Source organism: Rossellomorea sp. ABR4_004 (assembly GCF_056159585.1).
Window position 1 is genome coordinate 120,056 of the sequence record NZ_JBSWVM010000006.1, and the last position, 23,481, is coordinate 143,536.

The 23,481-nt window shown below is 41.6% G+C and carries 27 protein-coding genes; 10 read left to right on the top strand and 17 right to left on the bottom strand.

The features are described 5' to 3' along the window. Nucleotides 1–93: 93 nt before the first annotated feature. Entirely contained in the window at nucleotides 94–1,233 is a 1,140-nt protein-coding gene (locus tag ACXAF2_RS22075) for a DUF445 domain-containing protein (protein WP_475141847.1), read from the bottom strand. 131 nt (nucleotides 1,234–1,364) lie between these two features. Here ACXAF2_RS22075 and ACXAF2_RS22080 point away from each other — a divergent pair, with 131 nt between their 5' ends. Genes ACXAF2_RS22080 through ACXAF2_RS22095 form a run of 4 tightly spaced genes read left to right on the top strand, consistent with a single transcriptional unit; the run spans nucleotide 1,365 to nucleotide 6,355 of the window. Then, nucleotides 1,365–2,702, top strand: a complete 1,338-nt coding sequence (locus tag ACXAF2_RS22080) for a YheC/YheD family endospore coat-associated protein (RefSeq protein WP_475141849.1) — start codon at nucleotides 1,365–1,367, stop codon at nucleotides 2,700–2,702. Between the two features lie 4 nt (nucleotides 2,703–2,706). Next, nucleotides 2,707–3,795: a YheC/YheD family endospore coat-associated protein gene (locus tag ACXAF2_RS22085; protein WP_475141850.1), complete on the top strand. Its 1,089-nt coding sequence runs from the start codon at nucleotides 2,707–2,709 to the stop codon at nucleotides 3,793–3,795. Then, nucleotides 3,795–5,168, top strand: coding sequence for a YheC/YheD family endospore coat-associated protein (locus tag ACXAF2_RS22090; RefSeq protein ID WP_475141852.1), 1,374 nt, complete (start codon nucleotides 3,795–3,797; stop codon nucleotides 5,166–5,168). The genes ACXAF2_RS22085 and ACXAF2_RS22090 overlap by 1 nt, the downstream gene beginning before the upstream one ends. Then, nucleotides 5,165–6,355, top strand: a complete 1,191-nt coding sequence (locus tag ACXAF2_RS22095) for a YheC/YheD family endospore coat-associated protein (RefSeq protein WP_475141853.1) — start codon at nucleotides 5,165–5,167, stop codon at nucleotides 6,353–6,355. The genes ACXAF2_RS22090 and ACXAF2_RS22095 overlap by 4 nt, the downstream gene beginning before the upstream one ends. A gap of 27 nt (nucleotides 6,356–6,382) precedes the next feature. On the opposite strand, the gene ACXAF2_RS22100 is transcribed toward ACXAF2_RS22095, so the two are convergent. Beyond that, complete coding sequence (locus ACXAF2_RS22100) at nucleotides 6,383–6,781, bottom strand: ferritin-like domain-containing protein (protein ID WP_475141855.1); 399 nt, start codon at nucleotides 6,779–6,781, stop codon at nucleotides 6,383–6,385. Between the two features lie 126 nt (nucleotides 6,782–6,907). Between ACXAF2_RS22100 and ACXAF2_RS22105 the strand changes: the two genes are divergently transcribed. Continuing rightward, nucleotides 6,908–7,117 (top strand): YheE family protein, encoded by a 210-nt coding sequence (locus ACXAF2_RS22105; RefSeq protein WP_324747716.1) that lies wholly within the window; start codon nucleotides 6,908–6,910, stop codon nucleotides 7,115–7,117. A gap of 97 nt (nucleotides 7,118–7,214) precedes the next feature. Then, nucleotides 7,215–7,394 (top strand): hypothetical protein, encoded by a 180-nt coding sequence (locus ACXAF2_RS22110; RefSeq protein WP_475141856.1) that lies wholly within the window; start codon nucleotides 7,215–7,217, stop codon nucleotides 7,392–7,394. 60 nt (nucleotides 7,395–7,454) lie between these two features. Here the strand turns inward: ACXAF2_RS22110 and ACXAF2_RS22115 are convergent, their stop codons facing one another. Next, entirely contained in the window at nucleotides 7,455–7,715 is a 261-nt protein-coding gene (locus ACXAF2_RS22115) for a metal-sensitive transcriptional regulator (protein ID WP_148968325.1), read from the bottom strand. A gap of 150 nt (nucleotides 7,716–7,865) precedes the next feature. Here ACXAF2_RS22115 and ACXAF2_RS22120 point away from each other — a divergent pair, with 150 nt between their 5' ends. Both ACXAF2_RS22120 and ACXAF2_RS22125 read left to right on the top strand, forming a co-directional pair. Further along, on the top strand, nucleotides 7,866–8,780 hold the full coding sequence (locus tag ACXAF2_RS22120) for a PucR family transcriptional regulator (RefSeq protein WP_475141858.1): 915 nt from the start codon (nucleotides 7,866–7,868) through the stop codon (nucleotides 8,778–8,780). A 97-nt stretch (nucleotides 8,781–8,877) separates the two neighbouring features. Next, complete coding sequence (locus ACXAF2_RS22125) at nucleotides 8,878–9,975, top strand: ABC transporter ATP-binding protein (RefSeq protein WP_427600090.1); 1,098 nt, start codon at nucleotides 8,878–8,880, stop codon at nucleotides 9,973–9,975. A gap of 52 nt (nucleotides 9,976–10,027) precedes the next feature. Here the strand turns inward: ACXAF2_RS22125 and ACXAF2_RS22130 are convergent, their stop codons facing one another. Beyond that, nucleotides 10,028–10,279, bottom strand: coding sequence for a hypothetical protein (locus ACXAF2_RS22130; RefSeq protein WP_148968322.1), 252 nt, complete (start codon nucleotides 10,277–10,279; stop codon nucleotides 10,028–10,030). Between the two features lie 295 nt (nucleotides 10,280–10,574). On the opposite strand from ACXAF2_RS22130, the gene ACXAF2_RS22135 reads away from it, so the two are divergent. Next, nucleotides 10,575–10,793, top strand: coding sequence for an alpha/beta-type small acid-soluble spore protein (locus ACXAF2_RS22135; RefSeq protein ID WP_034763234.1), 219 nt, complete (start codon nucleotides 10,575–10,577; stop codon nucleotides 10,791–10,793). Between the two features lie 111 nt (nucleotides 10,794–10,904). Here the strand turns inward: ACXAF2_RS22135 and fumC are convergent, their stop codons facing one another. From fumC to ACXAF2_RS22155, 4 genes are all read right to left on the bottom strand, one after another. Continuing rightward, nucleotides 10,905–12,290: a class II fumarate hydratase gene (gene fumC / locus ACXAF2_RS22140; protein WP_475141859.1), complete on the bottom strand. Its 1,386-nt coding sequence runs from the start codon at nucleotides 12,288–12,290 to the stop codon at nucleotides 10,905–10,907. A 155-nt stretch (nucleotides 12,291–12,445) separates the two neighbouring features. After that, nucleotides 12,446–13,180: an amino acid ABC transporter ATP-binding protein gene (locus ACXAF2_RS22145; protein WP_475141861.1), complete on the bottom strand. Its 735-nt coding sequence runs from the start codon at nucleotides 13,178–13,180 to the stop codon at nucleotides 12,446–12,448. An 18-nt stretch (nucleotides 13,181–13,198) separates the two neighbouring features. Further along, complete coding sequence (locus tag ACXAF2_RS22150) at nucleotides 13,199–13,894, bottom strand: amino acid ABC transporter permease (RefSeq protein WP_113971234.1); 696 nt, start codon at nucleotides 13,892–13,894, stop codon at nucleotides 13,199–13,201. Further along, nucleotides 13,878–14,702 (bottom strand): amino acid ABC transporter substrate-binding protein, encoded by an 825-nt coding sequence (locus ACXAF2_RS22155; protein ID WP_475141863.1) that lies wholly within the window; start codon nucleotides 14,700–14,702, stop codon nucleotides 13,878–13,880. Before ACXAF2_RS22155 ends, ACXAF2_RS22150 begins: the two co-directional genes overlap by 17 nt. Nucleotides 14,703–14,909: 207 nt before the next feature. On the opposite strand from ACXAF2_RS22155, the gene ACXAF2_RS22160 reads away from it, so the two are divergent. Then, nucleotides 14,910–15,518 (top strand): NAD(P)-dependent oxidoreductase, encoded by a 609-nt coding sequence (locus ACXAF2_RS22160; RefSeq protein ID WP_475141864.1) that lies wholly within the window; start codon nucleotides 14,910–14,912, stop codon nucleotides 15,516–15,518. Between the two features lie 72 nt (nucleotides 15,519–15,590). Here ACXAF2_RS22160 and ACXAF2_RS22165 read toward each other — a convergent pair whose 3' ends face one another. The 9 genes from ACXAF2_RS22165 to ACXAF2_RS22205 form a co-directional block, all read right to left on the bottom strand. Beyond that, entirely contained in the window at nucleotides 15,591–16,085 is a 495-nt protein-coding gene (locus ACXAF2_RS22165) for a hypothetical protein (RefSeq protein ID WP_475141866.1), read from the bottom strand. After that, the gene (locus ACXAF2_RS22170; protein ID WP_475141867.1) at nucleotides 16,082–16,459 is read right to left on the bottom strand and encodes a hypothetical protein; all 378 of its coding nucleotides are present in this window, start codon (nucleotides 16,457–16,459) and stop codon (nucleotides 16,082–16,084) included. Before ACXAF2_RS22170 ends, ACXAF2_RS22165 begins: the two co-directional genes overlap by 4 nt. A gap of 237 nt (nucleotides 16,460–16,696) precedes the next feature. After that, a complete protein-coding gene (locus tag ACXAF2_RS22175) occupies nucleotides 16,697–18,715 on the bottom strand; it encodes an ABC transporter ATP-binding protein (protein WP_475141868.1) in 2,019 nt (672 codons plus the stop codon). After that, complete coding sequence (locus tag ACXAF2_RS22180) at nucleotides 18,712–20,469, bottom strand: ABC transporter ATP-binding protein (protein WP_475141870.1); 1,758 nt, start codon at nucleotides 20,467–20,469, stop codon at nucleotides 18,712–18,714. Before ACXAF2_RS22180 ends, ACXAF2_RS22175 begins: the two co-directional genes overlap by 4 nt. Nucleotides 20,470–21,010: 541 nt before the next feature. After that, entirely contained in the window at nucleotides 21,011–21,325 is a 315-nt protein-coding gene (locus ACXAF2_RS22185; protein ID WP_299739910.1) for a YbjQ family protein, read from the bottom strand. Then, entirely contained in the window at nucleotides 21,322–21,534 is a 213-nt protein-coding gene (locus ACXAF2_RS22190) for a sigmaY antisigma factor component (RefSeq protein ID WP_475141872.1), read from the bottom strand. The genes ACXAF2_RS22185 and ACXAF2_RS22190 overlap by 4 nt, the downstream gene beginning before the upstream one ends. Next, nucleotides 21,531–21,851: a YxlC family protein gene (locus ACXAF2_RS22195; RefSeq protein WP_475141873.1), complete on the bottom strand. Its 321-nt coding sequence runs from the start codon at nucleotides 21,849–21,851 to the stop codon at nucleotides 21,531–21,533. The genes ACXAF2_RS22190 and ACXAF2_RS22195 overlap by 4 nt, the downstream gene beginning before the upstream one ends. Next, nucleotides 21,823–22,368, bottom strand: coding sequence for an RNA polymerase sigma factor SigY (sigY, locus tag ACXAF2_RS22200; RefSeq protein ID WP_475141874.1), 546 nt, complete (start codon nucleotides 22,366–22,368; stop codon nucleotides 21,823–21,825). Before sigY ends, ACXAF2_RS22195 begins: the two co-directional genes overlap by 29 nt. A 148-nt stretch (nucleotides 22,369–22,516) precedes the next feature. Continuing rightward, a partial coding sequence (locus ACXAF2_RS22205) for an MFS transporter (protein WP_475141876.1) occupies nucleotides 22,517–23,481 on the bottom strand: 965 nt, incomplete at its 5' end.

Consider the following 23,481-nt stretch of genomic DNA (forward strand, 5'->3'; position numbering starts at 1 on the left):
TACGTACCTCCTATAATTTCACTCTATGTTTCCTACACCACTATAACAAACTATAGAGTAAAATTCTAGGAAGGACCCTTAGGCCATGCTGAATTAAGAGATAAAGAGGGCTATGACCCCTTGAACGATTCCGATCACTCCTCCAAGTAATGCCCCTAAGTACGTAATCATCTTGAATTCACGACGGGAAATGCCGAGAACCAATTCTTCCAATCTTCCAACTGAAAAAGATTCAACCTGCTCCTGCACAATATGCTGCAGGTGCATCTTCTCCATCAGGTTCGGAATCTTCTTCGATAAGAGGTCCGTCCCTCTATCCACCCATTTGGGAAGCTGGTTATTGAAGAAGGAATCCTTATGAGGTTCAAGAAAGTTTCTTAGCGGCTTGGATAGGTGCCCTTCGATGTTGACGAGTTTGACAAGGGATGCCTGAACGGATTGAATCAAGTCTTCTTCCGGTAATCGATCAATGAATTCATCAAGCTTCATTTGTTTCAGTTTGGACCATTCTTTTGTCAGCAGATTGTAAAGGATTTCCTGGGTTCCTTCATGCTTGATGAACTTTACGATTTCAGGCTGTACTTTATCCGCAACAGACGTGTTGCCGAGGAACATTCCAAGCATGTTTCCAAGCATGCCCCGTTCTTTTAGAAAATCGTCGATCATGATCTTCACTTTCATTTTTCCTTCTGGGCTTGTGAAATAAGTTTCCGCACGGTTTGCGATAAAGTCAACAAGCTTCGGAATACTTTCTTCGATTTTTTCCTGCCACTTTTCTGGAAGAGCCTCTTCCAGCTTTTTAGAGGTATAGGCTGCTTTCGTATCTTTCATCTTTACAGCTACCCACTCTTCAAGCCATTCATTAAGACGGGGGGAGGATACAGGAATTTGCAGGATATCCAACCACTCATTCACCGTTTTGTCCGATGTGAAGACAGGTTGTAATTCTTCCGCTAGCCAGTGGGATACATCCCTTTGAAAATCATCATTCATCACTTTTTTCTGAAGACTTTCAGGCGTGATTAAATGATCGACCACCATTTTCCCGAGTTGTTCCGCCAATTCTTCCCGGCGTTTTGGGATCAACCCTGGTGTGAATGGTACTTTAAATTTCCCGATATAGTAAGCCCTATAAGGTCTGAATAACATTTTTATGGCTAATGAATTGGTGACTCCTCCAATGAGGGCTCCAATCAAAACCATGAACAGTATTAGGATGAAAGCATCCAGCATGATTGCACCTTCCTTTTCTACCTCTCTTGTTTGAACATTTTGCCTTGGTTCACATAGAATGCTATATCAACATTAGCCCAATAAATCATTATAGAATCATTCTTAAGGGTTATGCAAACGGGGAATGCCTGATGAAGATAAAATGTTCATTTAGTTCGCATAAACATCATCATGATCATCATCACTTGTATATACCGAAGCAGATGATGAATCGATATCCTTTTGAACGGAACATGATGCTGAAATGTGGAAACTCTTCTCTTAACGTAACATGCAGGGAAGATCCAACTGATTCTTTACAGATTATGTTAGAAACAAGCGATTCATTATTCTCTTCCATACCGAATCTGGAAAACATATGGATATCCATCGATTCAAGGCATAGCATCATCCATATGGGACCGGTTGTGGCCCTACTAATCAACCAATTTTCTTTGAATACATTACATTCACACTCTTTAAAAGAATATTTTACAGAGTGTCAGAGCTGGTTTCAACGAAAAGGTGGATTCTTTTATCTTATTTCCCTCTCTTCTTTTGTTGGAGACCTCTCTGAAGGGGTTGTATTTCTTGATCAAGACTGGGAGCTTAAAACACTTCCTGCTCCTCACATCATTTACAATCGATGTCATTCAAGAAAGGTAGAAAAAACTCCATCCTTTGAAAAAGCCCTCACTCAATCTGAAGAACGGAACATTCTCGTTTTCAATTCTGGGTTTCTATCGAAAGACGAGGTTTACAATGCGCTCAAAGATAGCCCGTCACTCGCCCATCACCTGCCCAAAACCGTGCAGGGATTCGATTCATTGGAGGAAATGCTTTCCTTATATAAGGATGTTTTCGTTAAGGGGGTAAACGGTAGCAGGGGCCGTTACATCATGCGTATCCAAAAAAGAGAGAATGATTTTATTATGCACCAAAATTCTTTCACATCACAGAGTCCACTTTCCTTCTCAACCTACTCTGCACTCTATAGGCAAATTCGATCCTGGTGCAACCCTTCTTCTTATTTGGTTCAGGAAACCATTCCTTTTCTTACAGTGGAAGATCAGCCATTAGATTTTCGATTTCTTTGTCACTTGAATGGAAAGGGAAACTGGGAAATCGTTTCTTCTGTTGCCCGGATCGCTTCTCAGAATCAATTCGTGGCGAATGTCGATCAAGGAGGACGAATCGCAAAACCTCTTCCCATCCTTCAATCTCTTTTTTCACTCCAGAGAAGTGTTGGGATTCTAAATGATATGAAGGTGTTATGTACGTCTTCTGCCCGACTCTTTTCTGACACGGTTGAAGGGCATTTCGCCGAGCTTGGCATTGATGTCGGCATCGATGAAAGCGGAAAGCCCTGGCTCATTGAAGTCAATTCCAAACCCTCTAAACGAACATACTTGGAAAACGATCGAATTCGTCCTTCGGTTAAAGCACTCTATGAATATAGTTTTACAAAATGGATGAACAAGGAGGATTAAAACGATGAACCAATCATTGGGCATTATGACCCTTACACCGCAAGTAACGAACAGCTACTTTCTTGGAATAGCGAAACAATCCGTCTCTTATCCTATTGATCTTTATCTGTTCTCCCCGAAAGGAATCTCTCCTTTGAACGAAACGGTGGATGGATTTTATTTCAATAAAGAATCACAATCATGGGAAAATGAAGCCTTTGAAATTCCGGAATATATCTACGACCGTACGTATTATCAAAAGGATATACAATCCCAACAGGCAAAGGCCGTCGTTCAGTGGTTAAAGAACCAGAGACACATTCGATTTCTCGGCTATGGATTACCAAACAAATGGCATCTTTACAAAAAACTTAAAAAGACTCCACTCTCCCCATACATTCCCGATACGTATCTTGTAACCGATGGAAATCATTTATTAAATCTACTTACTGAACATAAAGATATAATAATCAAACCAGTCGATGGGGCTCATGGATTTGCCATTTATCATCTTGTTGAAAGCCAGAGGGGGATAGTCGTTCGAACAACGAAAAAGGAAGGAATCAGAGAACAATCCTTCCAAAGGGAAGAGATCTTTATCAAGTGGGTTAACCGAATCCTCCAGCAACATACGTTCATTTGTCAAAAGCGGATTCTCAATCTGACGAAAGAGAATGCACCTTTTGATTTGCGCATTCTTTTGAATAAAAACGCTAATGGAGAATGGAGAGAATTTCAGCGGGCCATCCGTGTAGGGGAACAGCAGGCAATTCTGACCAATATCAGTCGAGGAGCTTCATATAAATCATATAGTGATTGGATGACACTTCACGATTCTTCTTGGGACTATATTGAAGAAGAACTCACGGACATCATGGAAGAAATGCCTTTACTACTAGAAGAACATTTTTCAGCTTTGTTTGAAATTGGGGTTGATATTATTATTGGTGAGGATCAATCCCTATGGATTCTCGATATGAACTCAAAGCCGGGACATAAGGTAGTAGATACATTGGGACATGAGAAACTGCCTTCCTTATATAAAGCTCCATTAGATTATTGTGAGTTCTTGGCATCCCAATCACTAACATCCTTAAGACGAGGTGATTTCTAGTGCTTAAATCGTATAAAATTGAACAATTCCAAGATGAAGAAAGCCTTCTCTACCTCCCCTCTGGTTTCAAGCTGGAGGAAAAAACTTTTCCTCATACAGTAATCCTTGGAACTGCACGGCAAGCCGCTGAATGTAAGCGTCATCCGAATGGTCGTAACGTGATTGGCATTAGCTCTGGTTTAGCCGGGAAGTTACATCTTCCTTCTAAAGTAAAGTCCCTTTCTCTCTTTTGTAAAGAGGATTGTTTATACGCTGGGGTGCTCATTGGCATTTTCACCTCTGGATTCACGAGCTTTAGCTTAAGCCCGATTGGTGAACGTTCCTATTTCTTCAAAAAGCTCTTATCTGTTCAATCATCCCTAGGAGTCATTCCCTTTGTGTTTGGAGAGCGTCATATTAATTGGGAGAATGGACTCGTAAAGGGATATTTTCACTTTGGAGAAGGTTGGGAAATCGAAGAGATTCCTTTTCCAAATGTTATTTATGACAGGCTGCCGAACCGCCGCAGCGAAAAGCGGAAAACGTACCAGAACATCAAAGAAAGACTACAGAGGGAATACGGTATTCCTTGGTACAATCCAGGTTTTTTTAATAAGCTTGATTTGTTTGAACGACTGGAAAACGATTCTTCCGTCCAGCATCTTCTGCCGGAAACACATTCATTTCAATCATTTGATGAGATCGAGAGAATGCTTTCCTCCTATCATCATATTTATCTTAAACCGAAGAACGGCAGTCTCGGGAACGGCATCCACAAGATTACGTTTAACCGCACTTCTGAAGAATATTATTGTCGGTTCAGGGATGATGAACGTAAAAATCGCTTATTGAAATTTAAGTCTTTGGAGCAACTTGTCAATACGGTCTTTAAGAATCGAAATCTTGACACTTTCATCGTCCAGCAGGGGATTTCCCTGTTGCAAGAAAATAACCGGCCGATTGACTTCAGGGTTCATACGAATAAAGGTGAGGATGGGGCTTGGCAAGTAAGTGCATTGGCCGGGAAAGTGGCAGGATCGGGAAGTGTGACCACCCATGCAAATAACGGTGGAGAAGTGAAGATTTTATCGGAGTTGTTTCCAGATGAAGCAGTCCGAGATATTATTGAAGGTGCACTAAAGAACGCAGCGCTATCACTATCACATGCCATCGAACGAAATCTGGAGGGATATATCGGGGAAATCGGTTTTGATTTCGGAGTGGACGAAAATCATCGAATTTGGATGTTCGAAGCAAACTCAAAACCGGGAAGGTCTATTTTTTCCCACCCGCATTTGAAGAGCTTTGACTTATTAACAAGAAAACTTGCCTTATCATTCGGGATCTTTCTCACTCAGCAAAGCTTGAATCATCCTGAGGAAATGCTTCCATGAAAATCCTTTATGATCGGGAAAAGAAAACCTTTTTTCATGTAGAAGAATCTATAACGACTTATGGGTTTGCGAAGAATTCATTTCTGCTTTGTACTAAGGATTCAAAAGATTGCTATCAATTCACCATCTCGTTTCATAAGAATATTCCGGCGATCCCCCTGATCGGAATCGTAGCAAGTAAGGAGGAAAGGAATAAATACAAGGGGAATTTTGAATTGTTTCGATCGATTCAACTGGACGTTGAACAGGCAGGTGGAATCTGTTTTGTCTTCTCTCCTCAAGATGTTTTCGGTGATTCCATTTCCGGGATCATGTACAATCAGCCATTAAACAAATGGGTGAAATGCCTATTTCCTGTACCAAACGTCATATACAATCGCGTTCCCTCGAGGCATGCTGAGCAAAATCAGGCCTATGAGAAGCTTCTCCATTTTATTAAGGAACATAAAATCCCTTTCTTCAACCCTCATTTCTTTAACAAATGGAAAATATACGAGCTTCTGTCCAAAAATCCTGAACTCGATCCTTACCTGCCACAAACTGAACTTGTTACAAATGAAGAGTCCTTTACCAACTTTCTTACGTCACATAAAAAAATATATGTGAAACACACTCTCTCTTCTCAAGGAAAAGGAATAAGGCTCATCGAAATCGATGACAATGGACGTATTCTCTGTAAAAGTATTAAAAAAATGGAGAGGTTCTTAAACGTATCCCGCCTGTTTCAATCATACAGCGAATGGTTTACTAGTAACCAATGGATCATTCAGGAAGCCGTTGCCTGTAATACATTGCATGATCATCGTTATGATTTCCGAATATTAGTCCTTCACACCGGAGAAGATTTTCGTTTAATAGGCATTGGTGTCCGCATGTCACAACGACAGGAAGTCACCACTCATGTACCTACAGGTGGGAAGGTTATTTCACTTAAAGAAATCGCAGACGCTCACACGAAAAAGGAAATCTCACGGATCGTTCAAACATGTGGGGAAGAGCTCGCTAAATCCTTTGGCTATGTCGGAGAATTCTCCATCGACTTAGCTCCCCGGGAAAATGGGGGATTCGTATTATTCGAAATCAATTCAAAGCCCATGAGCTTTGATGAAGAAGAAATTGAAAACAAACGTCGAAAACAGCTTGTCCGCACATTCCTCACACTCAGTGCTAAAAATAGCGAAGGTTGAATCCAGGTGGTTCAACCTTTGTCATTCTTACCGTAATGAATTATAAATCGTAGAAAATCTTGTAGCATGTTCCATTTCATCAGTCATGGCAATAAAAAGGGGCTTATAGGCTTGTTGATTCGGAATCTCCAGCAGCATGTCCCTGTAGAATTCTGCAGCCTCAAGCTCATCCTTCAGTGCAAGCAGGACTCCTTCTTTAAAAGTAGTAAACCCTACCTTCTCTTTCTTATGCTCGTAATACTCTCCCGTTAATAAATAATGGAGGTATTGGAACATTTCATAATGCACCTTTTCATCCTTCAGGGCATGTTCGATAAACTCTACATACAATGGATTATTCGTCCGCCCTTTTAATTCTTTATAGAAATAATAGGCTGTCCATTCATCACTGATCGCCTTTTGCAAGTCACGAATAAACGAATTCATTCTTCGTCCCCCCTCTATCTCTTCAGTAAATTCTATTAGAGGAGAATTCCATTTATGATACATTTAAAACCCACACCTACACAGCAAGTATTAAAACGTTTACAATAATAGTGGAGGTGATGAAAAATGATTCAACATTTTCAATATAAAAGCATGTTCGAAAATAAACAGCTCCCTGGCTGGACGTTTTCCTTTTACTTCAGCGGGACAAAATATCAAGGAAATTACCATAAAGACGGTAAAATTGAATGGACCGGAGCCACTCCACCGGCTGATAAGGAAGACACCCTTAAGAAGCAGCTTCATGAACTAATGCTATTCCACGTTTATGATTGATGGAACGTACATAATTCACCTCAAAATGAGAAATTAATGAGCCTTCATGCATAACTTCAGCTTCCTTTCCAAAACTAAAGTAAGGAGGCTGATGAGCATGAAAAAAGATGATCAATTCCTTCCAGATACCAATTACGAAGGAAAAGAAAAAGCATTTCTCGATGTGGACCGTTTTATCAACGAAGGCATGTCCGGGGGGTCCGTCCATATGAGGGAAAACACAACCAACATCGAAGAAGCAATCGAAATCACGGATCATGAAGAACCGCCGAAATAGAATCGGATAAAACAAAAAAGCTGCCAAAAAGGATCATGATCCTTCGGCAGCTTTTAGTATTTATCGGCTTCTGACAAGCATATTGACGGCTTCTTGAATAGCATCTTCTGCATTGATGCCCTCTTCTTCCGATTCACGTATGCAGGCTTCCAGGTTCTTCGCAACGATGAGCCCTAATGTACGATCCACGGCAGTACGTACGGCAGATAATTGAGTCACAACATCCTTACAGTGTTTTTCCTCTTCCATCATTTTCAACACGCCGCGCACTTGACCTTCAAGACGTTTCATTCGATTGGTAACTTCTTTAGTATATTCCATTTTAGGACACCCCATAATGATTTATTCATTCTTCAATAGTATTAAAATTAGCTATTTTTTGCAATGGTACACACTTTGATTAATCCAACTATTTCAGTACAATAGACATTATAACCTTTTTCACTATAATAATGAACAAAGAGGGATGACATGTTTACATCTTTACGTAAAAAATTTCCTGCTGCCATAATCCAACACCATTATCCAACCAATCTTGAAGCAACTAAGATTTGGTTTACAAATGAAGCTGAAGATGAATACATAGGCATTGATAGAAGTGAGATAACTCAAGAGGAAATGGAGTTATTGCACTGCTTGTTCAAAGAGATAATAAATCCATCCGGATCGATCAACGATTCTCCCCACTCAATCGAATGGTTCACCTATTTATATAAAAATGGACCAATGCCTTCATATATAGCCGGCGAATTCCGTATCATCCAATTCTCGCTGAAGGAGAGTTTGGACCAGCTTCAATTAAAAGAGGCGTTTCAACATCTATTACCCCTCAACACGATTCTTGTATTGCAAGATGATCGTATGGGGTTGCTCATTGAAGAGAAAGGTGAATGGAATTTGGATGAAGAGCAATTACTCTCGATTTCCCATGTGATTGAATCGGACTTTTTTGTCAGTCTTTCTTATTTCATAGGACAATTCCATGAGGTTCCACAATTCCCTCTCACCTTTAAATATGAGCGGGAATTGTTTTCATTCTCCAGAACGGTGCAGAAGCAGGCATTTATTCAATCCGTGGTGACAGTTCTGCCTGAATTTGCCCTCCATCATTTACCGCTGGAATGGAAGAAACATATTTTCGCAAAGGTGGCTGACACCTTTCAGGAGGATCCTGAATTGATTCACACTGTTAAGGCTTTTCTCGAACATCAATCAAATATCAGTCAGACTGCCAAGAACCTATTTATGCATCGGAATAGTGTACAGTATCGAATTGATAAGTTCATGGAAAAAACCAATATTGATATTAAAACGTTTCAAGGTGGAATTTTAGCCTATTTCGCATGCTTGAACTTTCAATCTGACAACATGCATAAAAAGGGATGAGGAACTTTGTGCAACTTGACCATATCGTTTTGAATACGCTTTCTCTACAATAGGACTATAGATGAAAACGATTGCATTTCAAGGAGGAGAAGGTAAAATGGCTGAATTAAAATTAGAAAAAATCCACAAAATTTATGATGGTAAGGTTACGGCAGTAAATGACTTTAATCTTCATATTCAAGATAAAGAGTTTATCGTATTTGTAGGACCTTCAGGTTGCGGGAAGTCAACGACTCTGCGTATGATCGCCGGACTTGAAGAAATTTCCAAAGGGGATTTCTCTATCGATGGAAAGCGCGTAAACGATGTGGCACCAAAAGACCGTGACATCGCCATGGTTTTCCAGAACTATGCCCTATACCCACACATGAGCGTATATGATAATATGGCCTTTGGTCTTAAACTTCGTAAGTTCGATAAACAAGAAATTGACCGCCGTGTTCAAGAAGCGGCTAAGATCCTTGGTCTCGAAGCACTGCTAGATCGTAAACCGAAAGCATTATCAGGTGGTCAGCGTCAGCGTGTAGCACTCGGCCGTGCCATCGTTCGTGATGCGAAAGTGTTCTTAATGGATGAGCCTTTATCCAATCTTGATGCTAAGCTTCGTGTACAAATGCGTGCAGAGATCGCCAAGCTTCACCAACGTTTACAAACGACAACGATTTACGTAACACATGACCAGACAGAAGCAATGACAATGGCAACACGTATTGTTGTGATGAAGGATGGAGTCATCCAACAAGTTGGATCTCCCAAAGAAGTATACGATAAGCCTGAAAATGTATTCGTAGGTGGATTCATTGGATCACCTGCTATGAACTTCTTCCATGGTTCCCTTGAAGATGGTAAATTCGTAATTGGAAATACCAAAGTTTCTGTACCGGAAGGGAAAATGAAAGTGCTTCGCGAACAAGGTCATGTAGGTAAGAGCATCGTTCTGGGAGTGCGTCCTGAGGATATTCATGATGAGCCACTATTCTTAGATACTGCACAAGGAGCGAAAATCACAGCAAAAATTGAAGTATCTGAATTAACAGGTGCTGAAACAATGCTTTACTCCCAATTAGAAGGACAAGAGTTTGTAGCCCGCGTTGACTCTCGTACCGATATCGCTGCCGGCCAAACAATTGAACTTGCCTTTGATATGAACAAAGCTCATTTCTTTGATTCAGAATCCGAGTCAAGAATTCGATAAAATAAATGCTTAAAGCCGCACTCATTCACGAGTGCGGCTTTTTTGACCCCTTTTAAAACTCTGTCAAATCTATGCTTTTCCCCTCTTCTTCCCCACATCGAATACATGTAAAAAGATGCAGGCAAGTATCAGAGCAGCTGCTATTTGGTATGCCATCGGCTAACTGTACATGCTGTATATCCATATACGCACTGTACTCATCGTAAAAATCATAATATCTTCCCTGATCGGTTGTAGAGTCTCCGCACTTTGGGCAAAGTCCCCTGTATTCAACGATCCCGTTACATAATGCGCAAGCTTTCATGCTGTGTCACCATACTTTCAATCTAATTCATTGTATAGTGTTATCCTTTTTACAATCACAATGAATTATGTAGAAAACTTTTAGGGATTTATCAGGAATAAATTCCCTGTCACTACATTGAATATAAATTCTGAAACGAACCATAATACCTATTAACAAGGCAGGAACAAGCCTTCTCTCCCACCACTCGATGGGTTACGCCATTATTAGAATGGTCGCTCATGGAATAGCGGGCTGGTGCAAATCCAGCTAACCCAACCAAAAAAACTTATACATTTTAAGGAGATGACAGATTATGCAACAGCAACAATCTCGCAGCAATTCATCTAACCAACTAGTAGCTCCAGGAGCTCAACAAGCAATCGACCAAATGAAGTACGAAATCGCTTCTGAATTTGGCGTACAATTAGGACCAGATGCAACAGCTCGTGCTAACGGTTCTGTAGGTGGAGAAATTACAAAACGCCTAGTTCAAATGGCTGAACAACAAATCGGTGGCGGGTACCAAAAATAATCAGCAATTTCATATGAATGGATAAAGCCCCCGGTCCTTGGCCGGGGGTTTTCATTTTGGCTGTCTTTCCACTTTAAAAGAACTGACCCCATTAGGAGCCAGCTCTTCATGTTATTTATTATGAACCATACTTGCCGGATCGATCCACTGATCATACTCCTCTGCTGTCAGGTATCCTGATTCGATGGCTGCTTCTTTTAATGTAGAGCCATTGTTGTGGGCTTTCTTGGCAATTTCAGCCGCTTTTTCATACCCTATATGAGGATTTAATGCCGTTACGAGCATAAGGGACCTTTGAACAAAGTCTTCGATTACCTCTACATTCGCTTCAAGTCCTTTTACACATCTATCGTTAAAGGACTTTATTCCATCTGTAAGCAGGCGTACAGATTGCAGCATGTTATAGATGATGACCGGTTTAAACACATTAAGTTCAAAGTTTCCTTGGCTGGCGGCAAATCCGATGGCCGCGTCGTTTCCAAATACTTGTGTCACCACCATCGTCACTGCTTCACTCTGGGTCGGATTCACTTTACCAGGCATGATCGAACTCCCTGGTTCATTGGCAGGGATCGTTATCTCACCAATCCCACTACGGGGACCGCTCGCTAACCACCTTACATCGTTGGCTATTTTCATCAGATCTGCTGCCAGTGCTTTTACAGCTCCGTGTACGTACACGATTTCATCGTGGGACGTTAAGGCATGAAATTTGTTATCAGATGAGGCAAACTTGATGCCAGTCTGAGCTTCTAATTGTCTTGCCACTTTGTCCCCAAATTCCGGATCGGCGTTAATCCCCGTACCGACAGCCGTCCCACCGATAGCCAGATTGACTAATTGATGAACGCTTTCTCTCAGCATACTATAGGATTTTTCCATCATGGCGCGCCATCCGCTGATTTCCTGACCGAGCGTCAATGGTGTTGCATCTTGAAGATGTGTACGTCCAATTTTAATAATATCACTGAAATGGTCTTCTTTCTCTCTTAATGTCGCAGTAAATTCCTGAATGACAGGAAACAGCTTTGATTCAATTTCTTGATACGCCGCGATGTGCATGGCTGTAGGGAATGTATCATTTGAGCTTTGGGACATGTTCACATCATCATTCGGATGGACTTTTTCATCCGATCCTTTATCTTTGAGAATTTCATTGGCACGAAAGGAAACGACTTCATTTATGTTCATATTGGATTGTGTACCGCTTCCTGTTTGCCATACTACAAGGGGAAAATGGGCATCCCACTTCCCTTCCAGGATTTCATCACATGCCTGTCCAATCGCTGTCTTCTTGGCATCTGATAGCTTTCCAAGTGAATGATTGACGACTGCGGCGGCTTTCTTTAACTGTGCGAAGGCATATGTAACCTCAATGGGCATTTTCTCTGTACCGATTTGGAAGTTTTCTTTACTTCGCTGAGTCTGTGCTCCCCAATATTTTTCCTTGGGTACCTTCATTTCTCCGATTGTGTCACGTTCTATACGATATTCCATTCTGGTTCCTCCCTTAAATGACTCTTCTATTACCATATTTCCACTAATCCAGTTAATCTAACCTTTTTCTGAAAAGTTTATTAGACTGACATACTATTATGACTCTAAACCTAAAAAAAGATGAATGAGCATGAGTCTCATTCATCTTTTATCCTTTATTGTATTAAGTTCAGGAATTGTTTCGTACGCTCATTCTTAGGGTGTTGAAACACTTCTTGAGGAGAGCCTTCTTCGACGATATATCCACCATCCATGAAGATGACTTTATCGGCTGCTTCTTTGGCAAATCTCATTTCATGAGATACCACAACCATGGTCATGCCTTCTTCAGCTAGGTCCTTCATTACCTTTAGAACCTCCCCAACCAATTCAGGATCGAGTGCTGAGGTTGGTTCATCGAAGAGCATCACTTCCGGCTCGATCGCTAATGCTCTTGCGATCCCTACCCGTTGCTGCTGTCCTCCTGAGAGCTGGAACGGATAGTAGTCCACTTTTTCACCGAGTCCTACTTTTTCAAGAAGTCTGATGGCTTTTTCCTTTGTTTCGGACTTGCTCCGTTTTTGGACGATAGTTGGTCCTTCCATTACGTTCTCCAGTGCGGTCATGTGGGGAAACAGATTATAGTTTTGGAACACCATGCCTGTTTTCCTTCTAAGTTTAATAAGCTCTTGCTTGGAAACCTTTTTATTAAAATCAACGGAAGTCCCGCCAATTGAAACCGTTCCGTCATTCGGCAATTCCAGTGCATTTAAACAGCGGAGGAAGGTTGTCTTTCCTGAACCCGATGGGCCAATCAGGACGATCACCTCTCCTTTATTGACTTCTACATTCATTCCTTTTAGTACTTCTAATTGATCAAATCGTTTAGTTAATCCTTTGATGGAAATCATATTCAATCTCCTTTAATATTACTTGGCAATATATCGGTCCAGTCTTGTCTCGATCCGCCCTTGAATGATGGATAGAATAAAGCAAATAATCCAGTAAAGTAAGGCAGCTTCCATGTACATGAGAAGGAACTCATAGTTTGTTGCAGCGATTTCCTGTGCTTTTCTGAACATTTCCGTTACGAGAATTAATGAAGCAAGAGAGGTATCCTTCACCAAACTAATGAATGAGTTCGATAACGGTGGGATGGATACCCTTGTTGCCTGGGGCAGGATGATTCTCTTTAGAGCCTGCGAATACGTCATACCAATTGAATAGCCCGCTTCCCATTGGCCTTTAGGAATCGATTGAATCGCTGCACGGACGATTTCAGAGGAGTAGGCACCTTTATTTAATGAGAAAGCAATGATGGCAGACGGGAACGGATCAAACTTTATTCCAAGTGTCGGTAAACCGTAGAAAATAATGAACAATTGAACGAGTAAAGGTGTTCCCCTGATGGCAGATACATAGAATCGTGCAATTCCTCTTAGAATCGATACATTGGACAATCGGGCAAGGGCTGTAAGGACGGCCAGAATCATTCCTAAAGCGAAAGAAATCAGCGTCAGAGGGATAGAATAGTACAAAGCTCCCTCTAGCATTGGAAGCAGGGAGCTTTGTAAAATATCAATCATCGCTTCAGGATCCTGGTAGATACTACTTAGGAGATACATCTTCTCCGAACCATTTCTCAGAAATCTCTTTGTACGTACCGTCTTCCTTCATTTCCTCTAACGCTTTGTTTACTTCTTCCACTAACTTGTCGTTACCTTTACGGAACATGAGACCACTTTGACCGGCATCTTCAGCTTCAGCCGCAATTTTGACATTGGCATTCGGCTGTTTCTTTAAATAATCCAGAATAGAGATTTTATCGTTCACAGTCACGTCCACTCTGCCTTGTTCAAGGAGTTGTATGGATTGTGATAGTCCCTCTACACCCTGGATTTCTGCACCATTTTTTTCAGCGATGTCGCGGTAGTTACTTGTCAGAGATTGAGCAGAAGTCAATCCCTTGATATCTTCAAATGATGTTACATCCTTATTGTCTTTCGATACAACCACTACTGCACTTGATTCAATATATGGAATTGAGAAATCATATTTCTCCTGGCGATCTTCACGAATTCCCACTTGGTTCGCAATGACGTCAAAACGCTTAGAATTCAAACCTTCAAACATGGCATCCCATTGAGTCTCTTGGAATTTAGCTTCAACACCAAGGCGCTTTGCTACTTCACGGGCAATCTCTACGTCAAATCCAGTCAGTTCCCCTGATTCGTCGTGGAATGTGAAAGGAGGATATGTACCTTCCGTTCCAACCAGTAATTCACCTTCTTCCATCACTTGATCGTAAAGTGATGTGTCAGAACCTTCTTTAGAATCACCACTGGATTCTTCTTTATCATTAGATTGACCACACGCTGCTAATACCATGGATAAAGCAATTAGCATGATGATGGATAATTTCCATTTTTTCATTGTAAAACCCCCACTATTCTTATCGGATTTAAAACTATTACGAATGTCATCATAAAACGATACAAGGAATAAGTCAATACAAAAGTTTTCAATTCGAGACTTTATCATTCTTCACACTTATTAGTATGCATTTTGATACGCTCAATCATGTAAAGAATAACGATTTTGCGGTAAACTATTTCTATTGGGAAACAGGAGGTCACAATGATGAAAATCGCTTTATTTGGAAGTACGGGGCGTGTCGGTTCTGTTGTTTTTCAACAAGCAAACTCTACACATGAAGTGAATTGTTTGGTTCGAAAAAAAGTGGATAGACAAGCCTCTGGCATGGATATTGCTGGTGATGTATTGAATGAACAGGATGTAATGAAAACCATTGAGGGCTGCGATGCGGTGATCAGTTGCTTGAATACGGATAAGAATGACGTACTCTCAAGGAGCATGCCCATCCTCTTAAAAGCAATGAGGCATCATGGTGTAAAACGAATCATTACCTGTGGTACAGCAGGGATCCTTCAAGCACGCAAGGAGTCCAGTCTGTATCGATTCCAGTCAGATGAATCAAAACGTAGAAGCACGACTGCTGCTGAGGACCATTTAAGAGCCTATTTAATCTTAAAAGCGTCAGAAATGGATTGGACGATGGTTTGTCCTACCTATTTACCTGATGGAGAGCGGCTTGGGGAATACAGAACAGAGGGTGATGTCCTTCCTGAAGAAGGAAAAAGCATTTCCATGTTTGACACGGGGGATTTTATTTATCAACAGCTGGAGGATGACCGATATATAAAATCTCGCGTAGGGATTTGTTACTGAGTGTTTGGACGCAGGTAGCATGTCCCAACCTGACCAAAAAAAGTAGGGACAGTCCCCTGTCCCTACTACCCATTATTTAAATATAGTCGAAATGATTTCGTCTGTTGTCATTCCGCTCTCGACCTCGAAAGTACCCGGACGCAAATCATTTTCAAGACCTCGCTTCTCGACTTCTTTGTAGAAGTCGAGGCCGCTTTTGATGATGTTTGCGTTTTCCAGGGCATTTCCGACATCAATACTGGTCATACCTGTAGAAACAGTCAATATGGTCTTGTAAACGACCTTATCATCCGTTTTTTCCTCTTTCTTATCTTCCGCTTTCTCATCCTGTTTCTCGGTCATAGCTGAAAGCTGCTTGTTCCACTCTGCTTCTGTATGTATGACAAAGCCGTTTGAAGTCAGCTGTTTCACCATTTCTTCTTCTGTAAGCTTCTCCGTTTTAACGGTTTCGACTTTCTCAGTGCTCTTGGCTTCTGAGGGACCAAACATATAAACGGCACCGACTAACGTCGTTGCGATTAAGAGACCTGCAGCAAAACTGCGCAATGAATTAGGCGTCACTCTCATTGTGCTACTAAGCTCCTTTCACTTTTCCTTGTCATGTAAGGAGCAAGCATATGCTCTACCTCATTCGGTGTGAGCTGGTTTTTGGATGCAATGCTTTCAATGGAATACCCTCTTTTATGTAAGTCAAGCATCTCACGCAGCATAAACCGTTCTTCCGATTCCGCGGGCGCAGCCCCTGACTGTTGTGCTGTGATTTCAGCATCTAATTGAATATTCCTTAACTGCTTCTCCAGTTCATGTACTTCATTCAATACTGAAATGGAAACATGCTCTATTTGTTGCTCAAGCTGTGAGTTGGTTTGTGTCGTTTTAATAAACGATAAAATGAGCAGCACGACTGCTGTCCCAAATAAAATGGCAATTGCCCATCCCATCATAGGATCCTCCCTTTATGAAACTTTTTTATCAATTAAATTATACATTGATAAAGATAGAATTTCGATTTAAAACGACAAAATCCCACAAAAGTCCTGTTTTCTTAGCAGAATATTGTATTTTTCATTTTACCTTGGTACTGAATGGGGCTATCGTTCAAGCCTTTTGGCTCTCTTTAGAACGTTTTCAAGAAACCGAAAGAGCACCCAACTAAAATAGTCAGATACTCCTCCTTCCTAACCTGCCAATTCACCTTTCGATCCTTGTTGAAGCTGATACATTTGATAATAGCGCCCCTTCCGCTTCATCAAATCATCATGATTGCCCCTCTCTACGATTTCTCCCCGATCTAAAACAAGTATTTGATCGGCGTTCTTGATCGTAGAAAGTCGATGAGCGATGATGAAGGTGGTTCTTCCTTTTTTCAAGACTTCCATCGCTTCCTGAATGACTGCTTCCGTCTCTGTGTCAATGCTCGAAGTCGCTTCATCCAAAATCAGGATTGCTGGATTAAAGGCCAGTGCCCTTGCAAAGGAAATCAGTTGACGCTGCCCTGAAGAAAGGGTGCTCCCCTTCTCGATCACCGGTTCATCATAGCCATTCTCAAGGTTCTTAAACACCTTTTCAGCACCTACGGCTTTAAGTGCAGCCTCCACCTTTTCCCTTGAAATCCTTGGATCATCAAGACTGACATTGGATGCAATCGTTCCCGTAAACAAGTAAGGATCCTGCAAGACAATTCCCATATGCTCCCGAATCGTTTGATAGGGAATATCTACAATGTCTTTTCCATCAATCAGGATCTTCCCTTCATTACTGTCGTAAAAACGGAATAATAGATTCATGATCGAGCTCTTACCTGAACCCGTGTGCCCGACCAGGGCTACGGTTTCGCCTTTATTTGCTGTAAACGTGATGTCCTTCAGAACATATTCATTTTCCTTGTACCCAAAGAATACATGTTCAAAGCTGACATTTCCGTCATATCTGCTCATTTTCTCATCTTCAACCGATGTTCCGGTTTCTTCTAACAGTCGAAAAACCCGCTCCCCTGCCACCAGTGCCTGCTCAAGGTTTGCCAGCTGATTGACGATTCCTGTCACAGGCTGGAACAACCGGTTGATGTAATCAACGAAGGCATATAGCACTCCCAAAGTGACAACGGATCCCACTCCCATTGATGCGCCCCCGAAGTACCATATGAATGCTACAAAGGTGATGTTTCTCAGTACCCCGACCAAGTTGTGGGATGTCATCGAATTCAAGCTCAAGAGCTTATTTTGATACTTGAAATGTGTTTCGTTCAACTCTTCGAATTCTTCGTTCGTTTTCTTTTCTCTGCTGAAAGCCTGAATGATGTTCATGCCCTGGATCGACTCATTGATCATGGCATTGATATCACTCACTTTGGACCTGATGACATGGTTGTATTTAGACGCATAGATACGATACAGGTACGTCCATACAACCAGGATCGGAATCAGGATCAAGCAAATGGCTGCTAATTTTGCATCAAGTATAAAGAGTGCGATGTATATTCCAATAATGTAAATTGTACTGGAGAAGAAAGTTGATAAGACTGTTACATACAGATCCCGGATCGCTTCGGTGTCGTTTGTGATCCTTGCTACGACCTTTCCTGCCGGCAAATTATCAAAATAGCGGATCGGCAGTTTCTGGATATGCTGGAACACATCATTACGCATTTTCTGAATGACCCGGTTTGCTGCTTTCTGTAAATAGAAGCGCTGACCGTATTGGAAAAAGGCAGCGACTACAAGCAGCCCAAAATAAAAGGCAATCAATTGAATGATCTTCGGGATTTCAGGATTATAAAAACGCAGCAGCTCATCTCCGGTCAACTTCTCGGCGGGATAAGTTGCCGACTCATCCCCTTTTGTTATCGTCATTTCACCTGACTTGACAGTCCTTTCTCCGTCGAAGGAGACGGTGGAAGGAACGAAATAAAACGCTCTCCCGACCTGTAAGATACGGATATCATCTTTTCTCGTCTCCCCTTCTGAAAAATATTGATCACGTTTATACCATTTCCCCTTATAGGATACAGCTTCTTTTCCCTCTACCGTTTCATACCAGGTCGATTCAATTCCAAGAATATGATCATCGATCAGTTTCTTCGCAATAAAAGGACCTGCAAGTTCAGCTGCTACTGACACACTAAGCATCAAGAGAGCAGCAATGATGATTTTTTTATACATAAGGGCATATTCGGTCAGTCTTCTACCGACGTTCATGCGCTCACCTCCTCGCGTGAGGAATCTTCAACTTGTTGGTGGTCGAATTGTTCTTTATACCAACCACCGTTTTCAAGGAGTCGTTCATGTACCCCTTCTTCTACCACTTTCCCATCTTCAAATACGATAATCCAGTCTGCATGCTGAACTGCGGAGAGTCGATGAGTCGTAATAATCGTTGTTTTCCCTTCACGTTCTCTTCGTATATTTTCAATGATCTTCGCTTCTGTTTTCGCATCAACAGCCGACAGCGAGTCATCCAGAATCAAGATTTCCGGATTTTTGATCAGTGCCCGGGCAATCGAAATCCGCTGCTTCTGGCCACCAGAAAGAGCCACACCCTTTTCTCCTACCAGAGTAGTCAATCCGTCAGGAAGCATCTCAAGGTCTTTTTTGAAATCAGCCAGTTCAATGGCTTGTTCCAGGTCTTGCTCAGTCGCATTATGTCTGCCGAACAGAATGTTTTCTCTAACGGTCCTTGAGAAAAGGACATGATCCTGGGGCACGTAACCGATCCAATCCCTAACTTGCTGGATAGTCAATTCACTGATTGGCACCCCTCCTATGGATAAATCCCCTTTTCCGGCAGGGTATTCACGGAGGAGCTGCTTGATAAAGGTCGTTTTTCCGCTTCCTGTCTTCCCGACGATTCCAAGAGTGCCTCCCCGATGGATATTTAGATTGATATTGGACAGATTCAACACCTGTGAAGACGGATATTGAAAATCCACATCCTTAAATCCGATTTGATCAGGAGAATCTATCCGTTGAGGATTCTCAGAATCCTGGACGTCCTGCACGTAATCAAGGGTCTCTTGAACCCGGTCAAGGGATGCATTCCCGCGCTGCATGATATTGATCAACTCCCCGATGGCAAACATCGGCCAAATCAGCATCCCGAGGTACACGTTAAAGGAAACAAGCTCTCCCAATGTGATCGATTGATGAAACACAAGATATGCTCCATAACCAAGTCCAATTAAGTAGCTCAACCCGACAAGGACTTTGATTGTTGGTTCAAAGAGGGAGTCAATCTTTGCCACACCAATATTCTTGTTATAGACGTCTTCAGTCATATCAGCGAAACGCTTCTCATCCGCTCTTTCCTGTACATACGCACGAATGACACGGACCCCTGCAATCGACTCAAGCACTTTATCATTCAAGTCACCGAATGAATCCTGGGCTTCGGTGAATCGCTTATGAATTCTCGCACCGTACACCTTCATCAACATAGCCATGATCGGAAGCGGCAATATTGCTGCGATCGTCAGTTTCCAGCTGATAAGAAATCCCATTGTAAAAAGGATCGTTAACATAAAGACACTGGAATCGATCAGTGTCAATACCCCGAAACCGGCTGTAACCGAGATGGCCTTCAGATCATTCGTTGCCCTCGCCATTAAATCTCCCGTACGATTCTTTTCAAAAAAAGTCGGAGTCATCTTTAATAAATGTCCCATAAATTTACCGCGAAGCTTACGTTCAACGAGAAACGCTCCGCCAAATAATTGATACATCCACACATACGTCATGGCGTATGAAATGAGTGCGATTCCAGCGATCAGCCACAGATATTCCCCTACGACCTCCCACGTCATCGCACCCAGGTGAATGTCATCAATGGCATTCCCTACAAGCTTTGGGGGAATCACATCAAGGATCCCGACAATCGTCAATAGAACGATCGCCACCGTATATCTCTTCCAATTTTCAATAAAAAACCACGATAATTTCTTAAAAATACCAAACATTCCACATTACCTCCTCTTGTTGACTTTCTTCACTATCCGCCTTCTGTCTCCACAGCAGACATCATCTTCTTCATTTGAATGATTGACATAATCATTTCCTCCTTCTGAAATTGGGTTCTTATATGTGATCAAGGATGGTCCTTGGGTACACCTAAACAAAAAAAGACCGACGCCTAAGGCTTTTCTCACTAGATTTGATAGGGATTCCATCGAATACCCAGCAATCTGTTGCGCCTTAAAAACGTCCGTCTTTATTTTTGGACATAGAAAAGCACAGATTATATGCATAACCTGTGCCATTAATATTCATATTTCAGAATGATTAAGAGTTACTGGTTATGTGATGATATGAAATTGGTACTGCACACTGCTGGTACTCCATGAACTGTATACACTTTCATTATCACAAACCCTCCATTCATTCTTTTTTTATTCCATTAATAACCATACTACACAGCAATAATTGTGTCAATATTATTTTTATTGATAATTTTCTATCTACTATTTGTTTCTCACAATATAAGTGAACGACACAACAGAATTATTCCACGACGACAGCCGTTCCGTAAGCAATAATTTCAGAAGCGTTTTGCATGACGGCCGAGGTTTCTAAGCGAACGGCAATGACCGCATTTGCACCTTTTTGAGAAGCTTCTTCCATCATACGATCAATCGCTTGTTTTCTTGCTTCCTCCATCAACTCACTGTACTCGCTTATTTCTCCACCAATAATGGTTTTAAGACCGGCAATGATGTCTTTACCAATATGCTTGGCTTGTACGGTACTTCCCCTCACAAATCCTTTTAATTCCTTTACTTCCTTACCTGGTACAAAATCGGTAGTCACAATTATCATGATTCCCTCTCCCCTGTCTTGGATTTTTTCCAAATCTTCTTTGCAAATATGAAATAAAAGATAAGTGGAAATGGGCATTGAATCAATCCCCAGATTCCCCAAAACCAATAGTTATGTCCGTTCTTCCGGGCATCGATAAACAGGTAAATACTTTGAGTCAGAAGGATCGGAATGACAAGGGGTAAGATATAGAGTTCTTCTTTTGTCATATCCTTTTCACCTTTTTCGTATAGGTTATGCCAGTAAAAATCGAGGCTCCCACAAAGATGGCAACTTGAAGGAGAAGAAATAGAATGGGCATTTGAAATAACGTAAGGGATAACCCAGTCAAGATACAACAGGCCAAAAGAAGAAAGATGAATAGATCTCGTTTAAATCTGGCTTTAAGCTCCACTTGCCGATCCTCTACTAATTGCTCAAACCACTGCAGGGACGGGGTGCTTTCGTTTATTTCTTCATCAATCGACTGGAATCCGTGCTCCAGTAATTTCTTTAATTCATCGTTCTGTTCCTGATGATTGTTCATCTATTTTCAACTCCTTCCTCAGACGCATGATCCCATGATGAACCCGTGATTTCACTGTCCCAGATGGCACTTCTGTCATTTGACCAATCTCTTCATAGGAATAACCGTAGTAATGTTTCAGAATGATAGGGAGCCTGATATCTTCGGATAATGTGGATAAGGCTGCCAGCACATCATTCCATTCTTCATTCCTTGACTCCATCTCCCATTTTAATTTTCTAACACTCTCTTCTTCATTCTGCCAATTCTGTTCCCTTTTCTTTTTACGCTGAAGATCGATATAACGATTGGTTCCGATGGATATCAGCCATGATGAGAATTTTGATTTCCCGTTGTATTGATGAATCTTCTCTACACATTTTGCCATTGTGTCCTGTGCAAGCTCCTCTGCCTGATCCCGATTCATTGTCACTTTCATTAAGTACTTTACTAGAAAAGGATAATGTTCTTGAAAAAGGATAGCAAAGGCTTCGTGATTCCCTTTTTTCGCCCGTTTGATCAGATCTCTCTCTTCCATCCTTTACTGTCCTTTCTTTTCGCCCCAGCCGGCGAGTTCTTTCATAAGACGCACAAGAAGAAAAATCGTTCATAAAATCATTATAGTTTTTTCAAAATGAAAATATCCCTCCATGAATTGTTCTTTCCAATCCATGGAGGGATTTCACTTAGCCATTCAGAGCAGCAGGCTGAGCTTCACTTTCCTCTTTTACATATTTAGGAAGAATGATGGTGTAGAAGATACCTACTATGATGAGACATCCTCCAACGAGCCAGTAGAGCATTTCAACGGTTACTACAGTCGGAAATGTCAAAGCGATCACTCCCAGGGTAATGGATTGTGACAGCATCATAAGAGGATTGATCCACCCTTGCACTCTTCCCATCATTTTCGGATCAATGATACTTGGCATCCATCCCCCGATTGCAATATTCACAAGTGGTAAGCCCAGTGCAGCGAAGAAGATGATCGTGAGGAAGATCCAGGTCGCAGGGGCAAAAGATGCCGCGATGATAAACGTTCCGGAAATAACCAACCCTGCAACGATCAACACATGAAACTTGAATTTCTGAGCAAGAATTGAAGAGAGGATACTGCCAATCAATACACCGGCACCGAAGGCGACACCTAATAAAATCGAATATTCTTCATAAGATTCTGGAGCCAATTTATATTTCAATATAAAAATGGGAATGACCGAGAATCCGCCATTCACAACCCCAAATACGACAAACCCTCCAATCAAGGATAATAGCAGCTTGTGATTCAGGATATAGTTCATTCCGGCTTTAAAATCTTTTGTCACAGACTGAATGTTCAAGTCTTTCAACGTATGCTTTCCGTTTGGAAGACGAACGTCCTCAGGAATGATACATTTCCTGATTAAGATGGCAGAAATTACGAATGTAACAAAATCGACTGCAATTGCACCAAAGATCCCGGTCGTCCAATATACAAAGATGGCCACAGCATTTCCAAGTAACATAAACAAGCTCATCACCATTTGATTCAAGCCGGCGGCCGTTGAATAATCATCTTTGGAAAGCACACCTTGCAGTATTCCCTGTTCAGCAGGAAAGAAGAACTTCTGCACACCGCTTCGCAGAAACAAAATCGTAAATATGAGGGGAA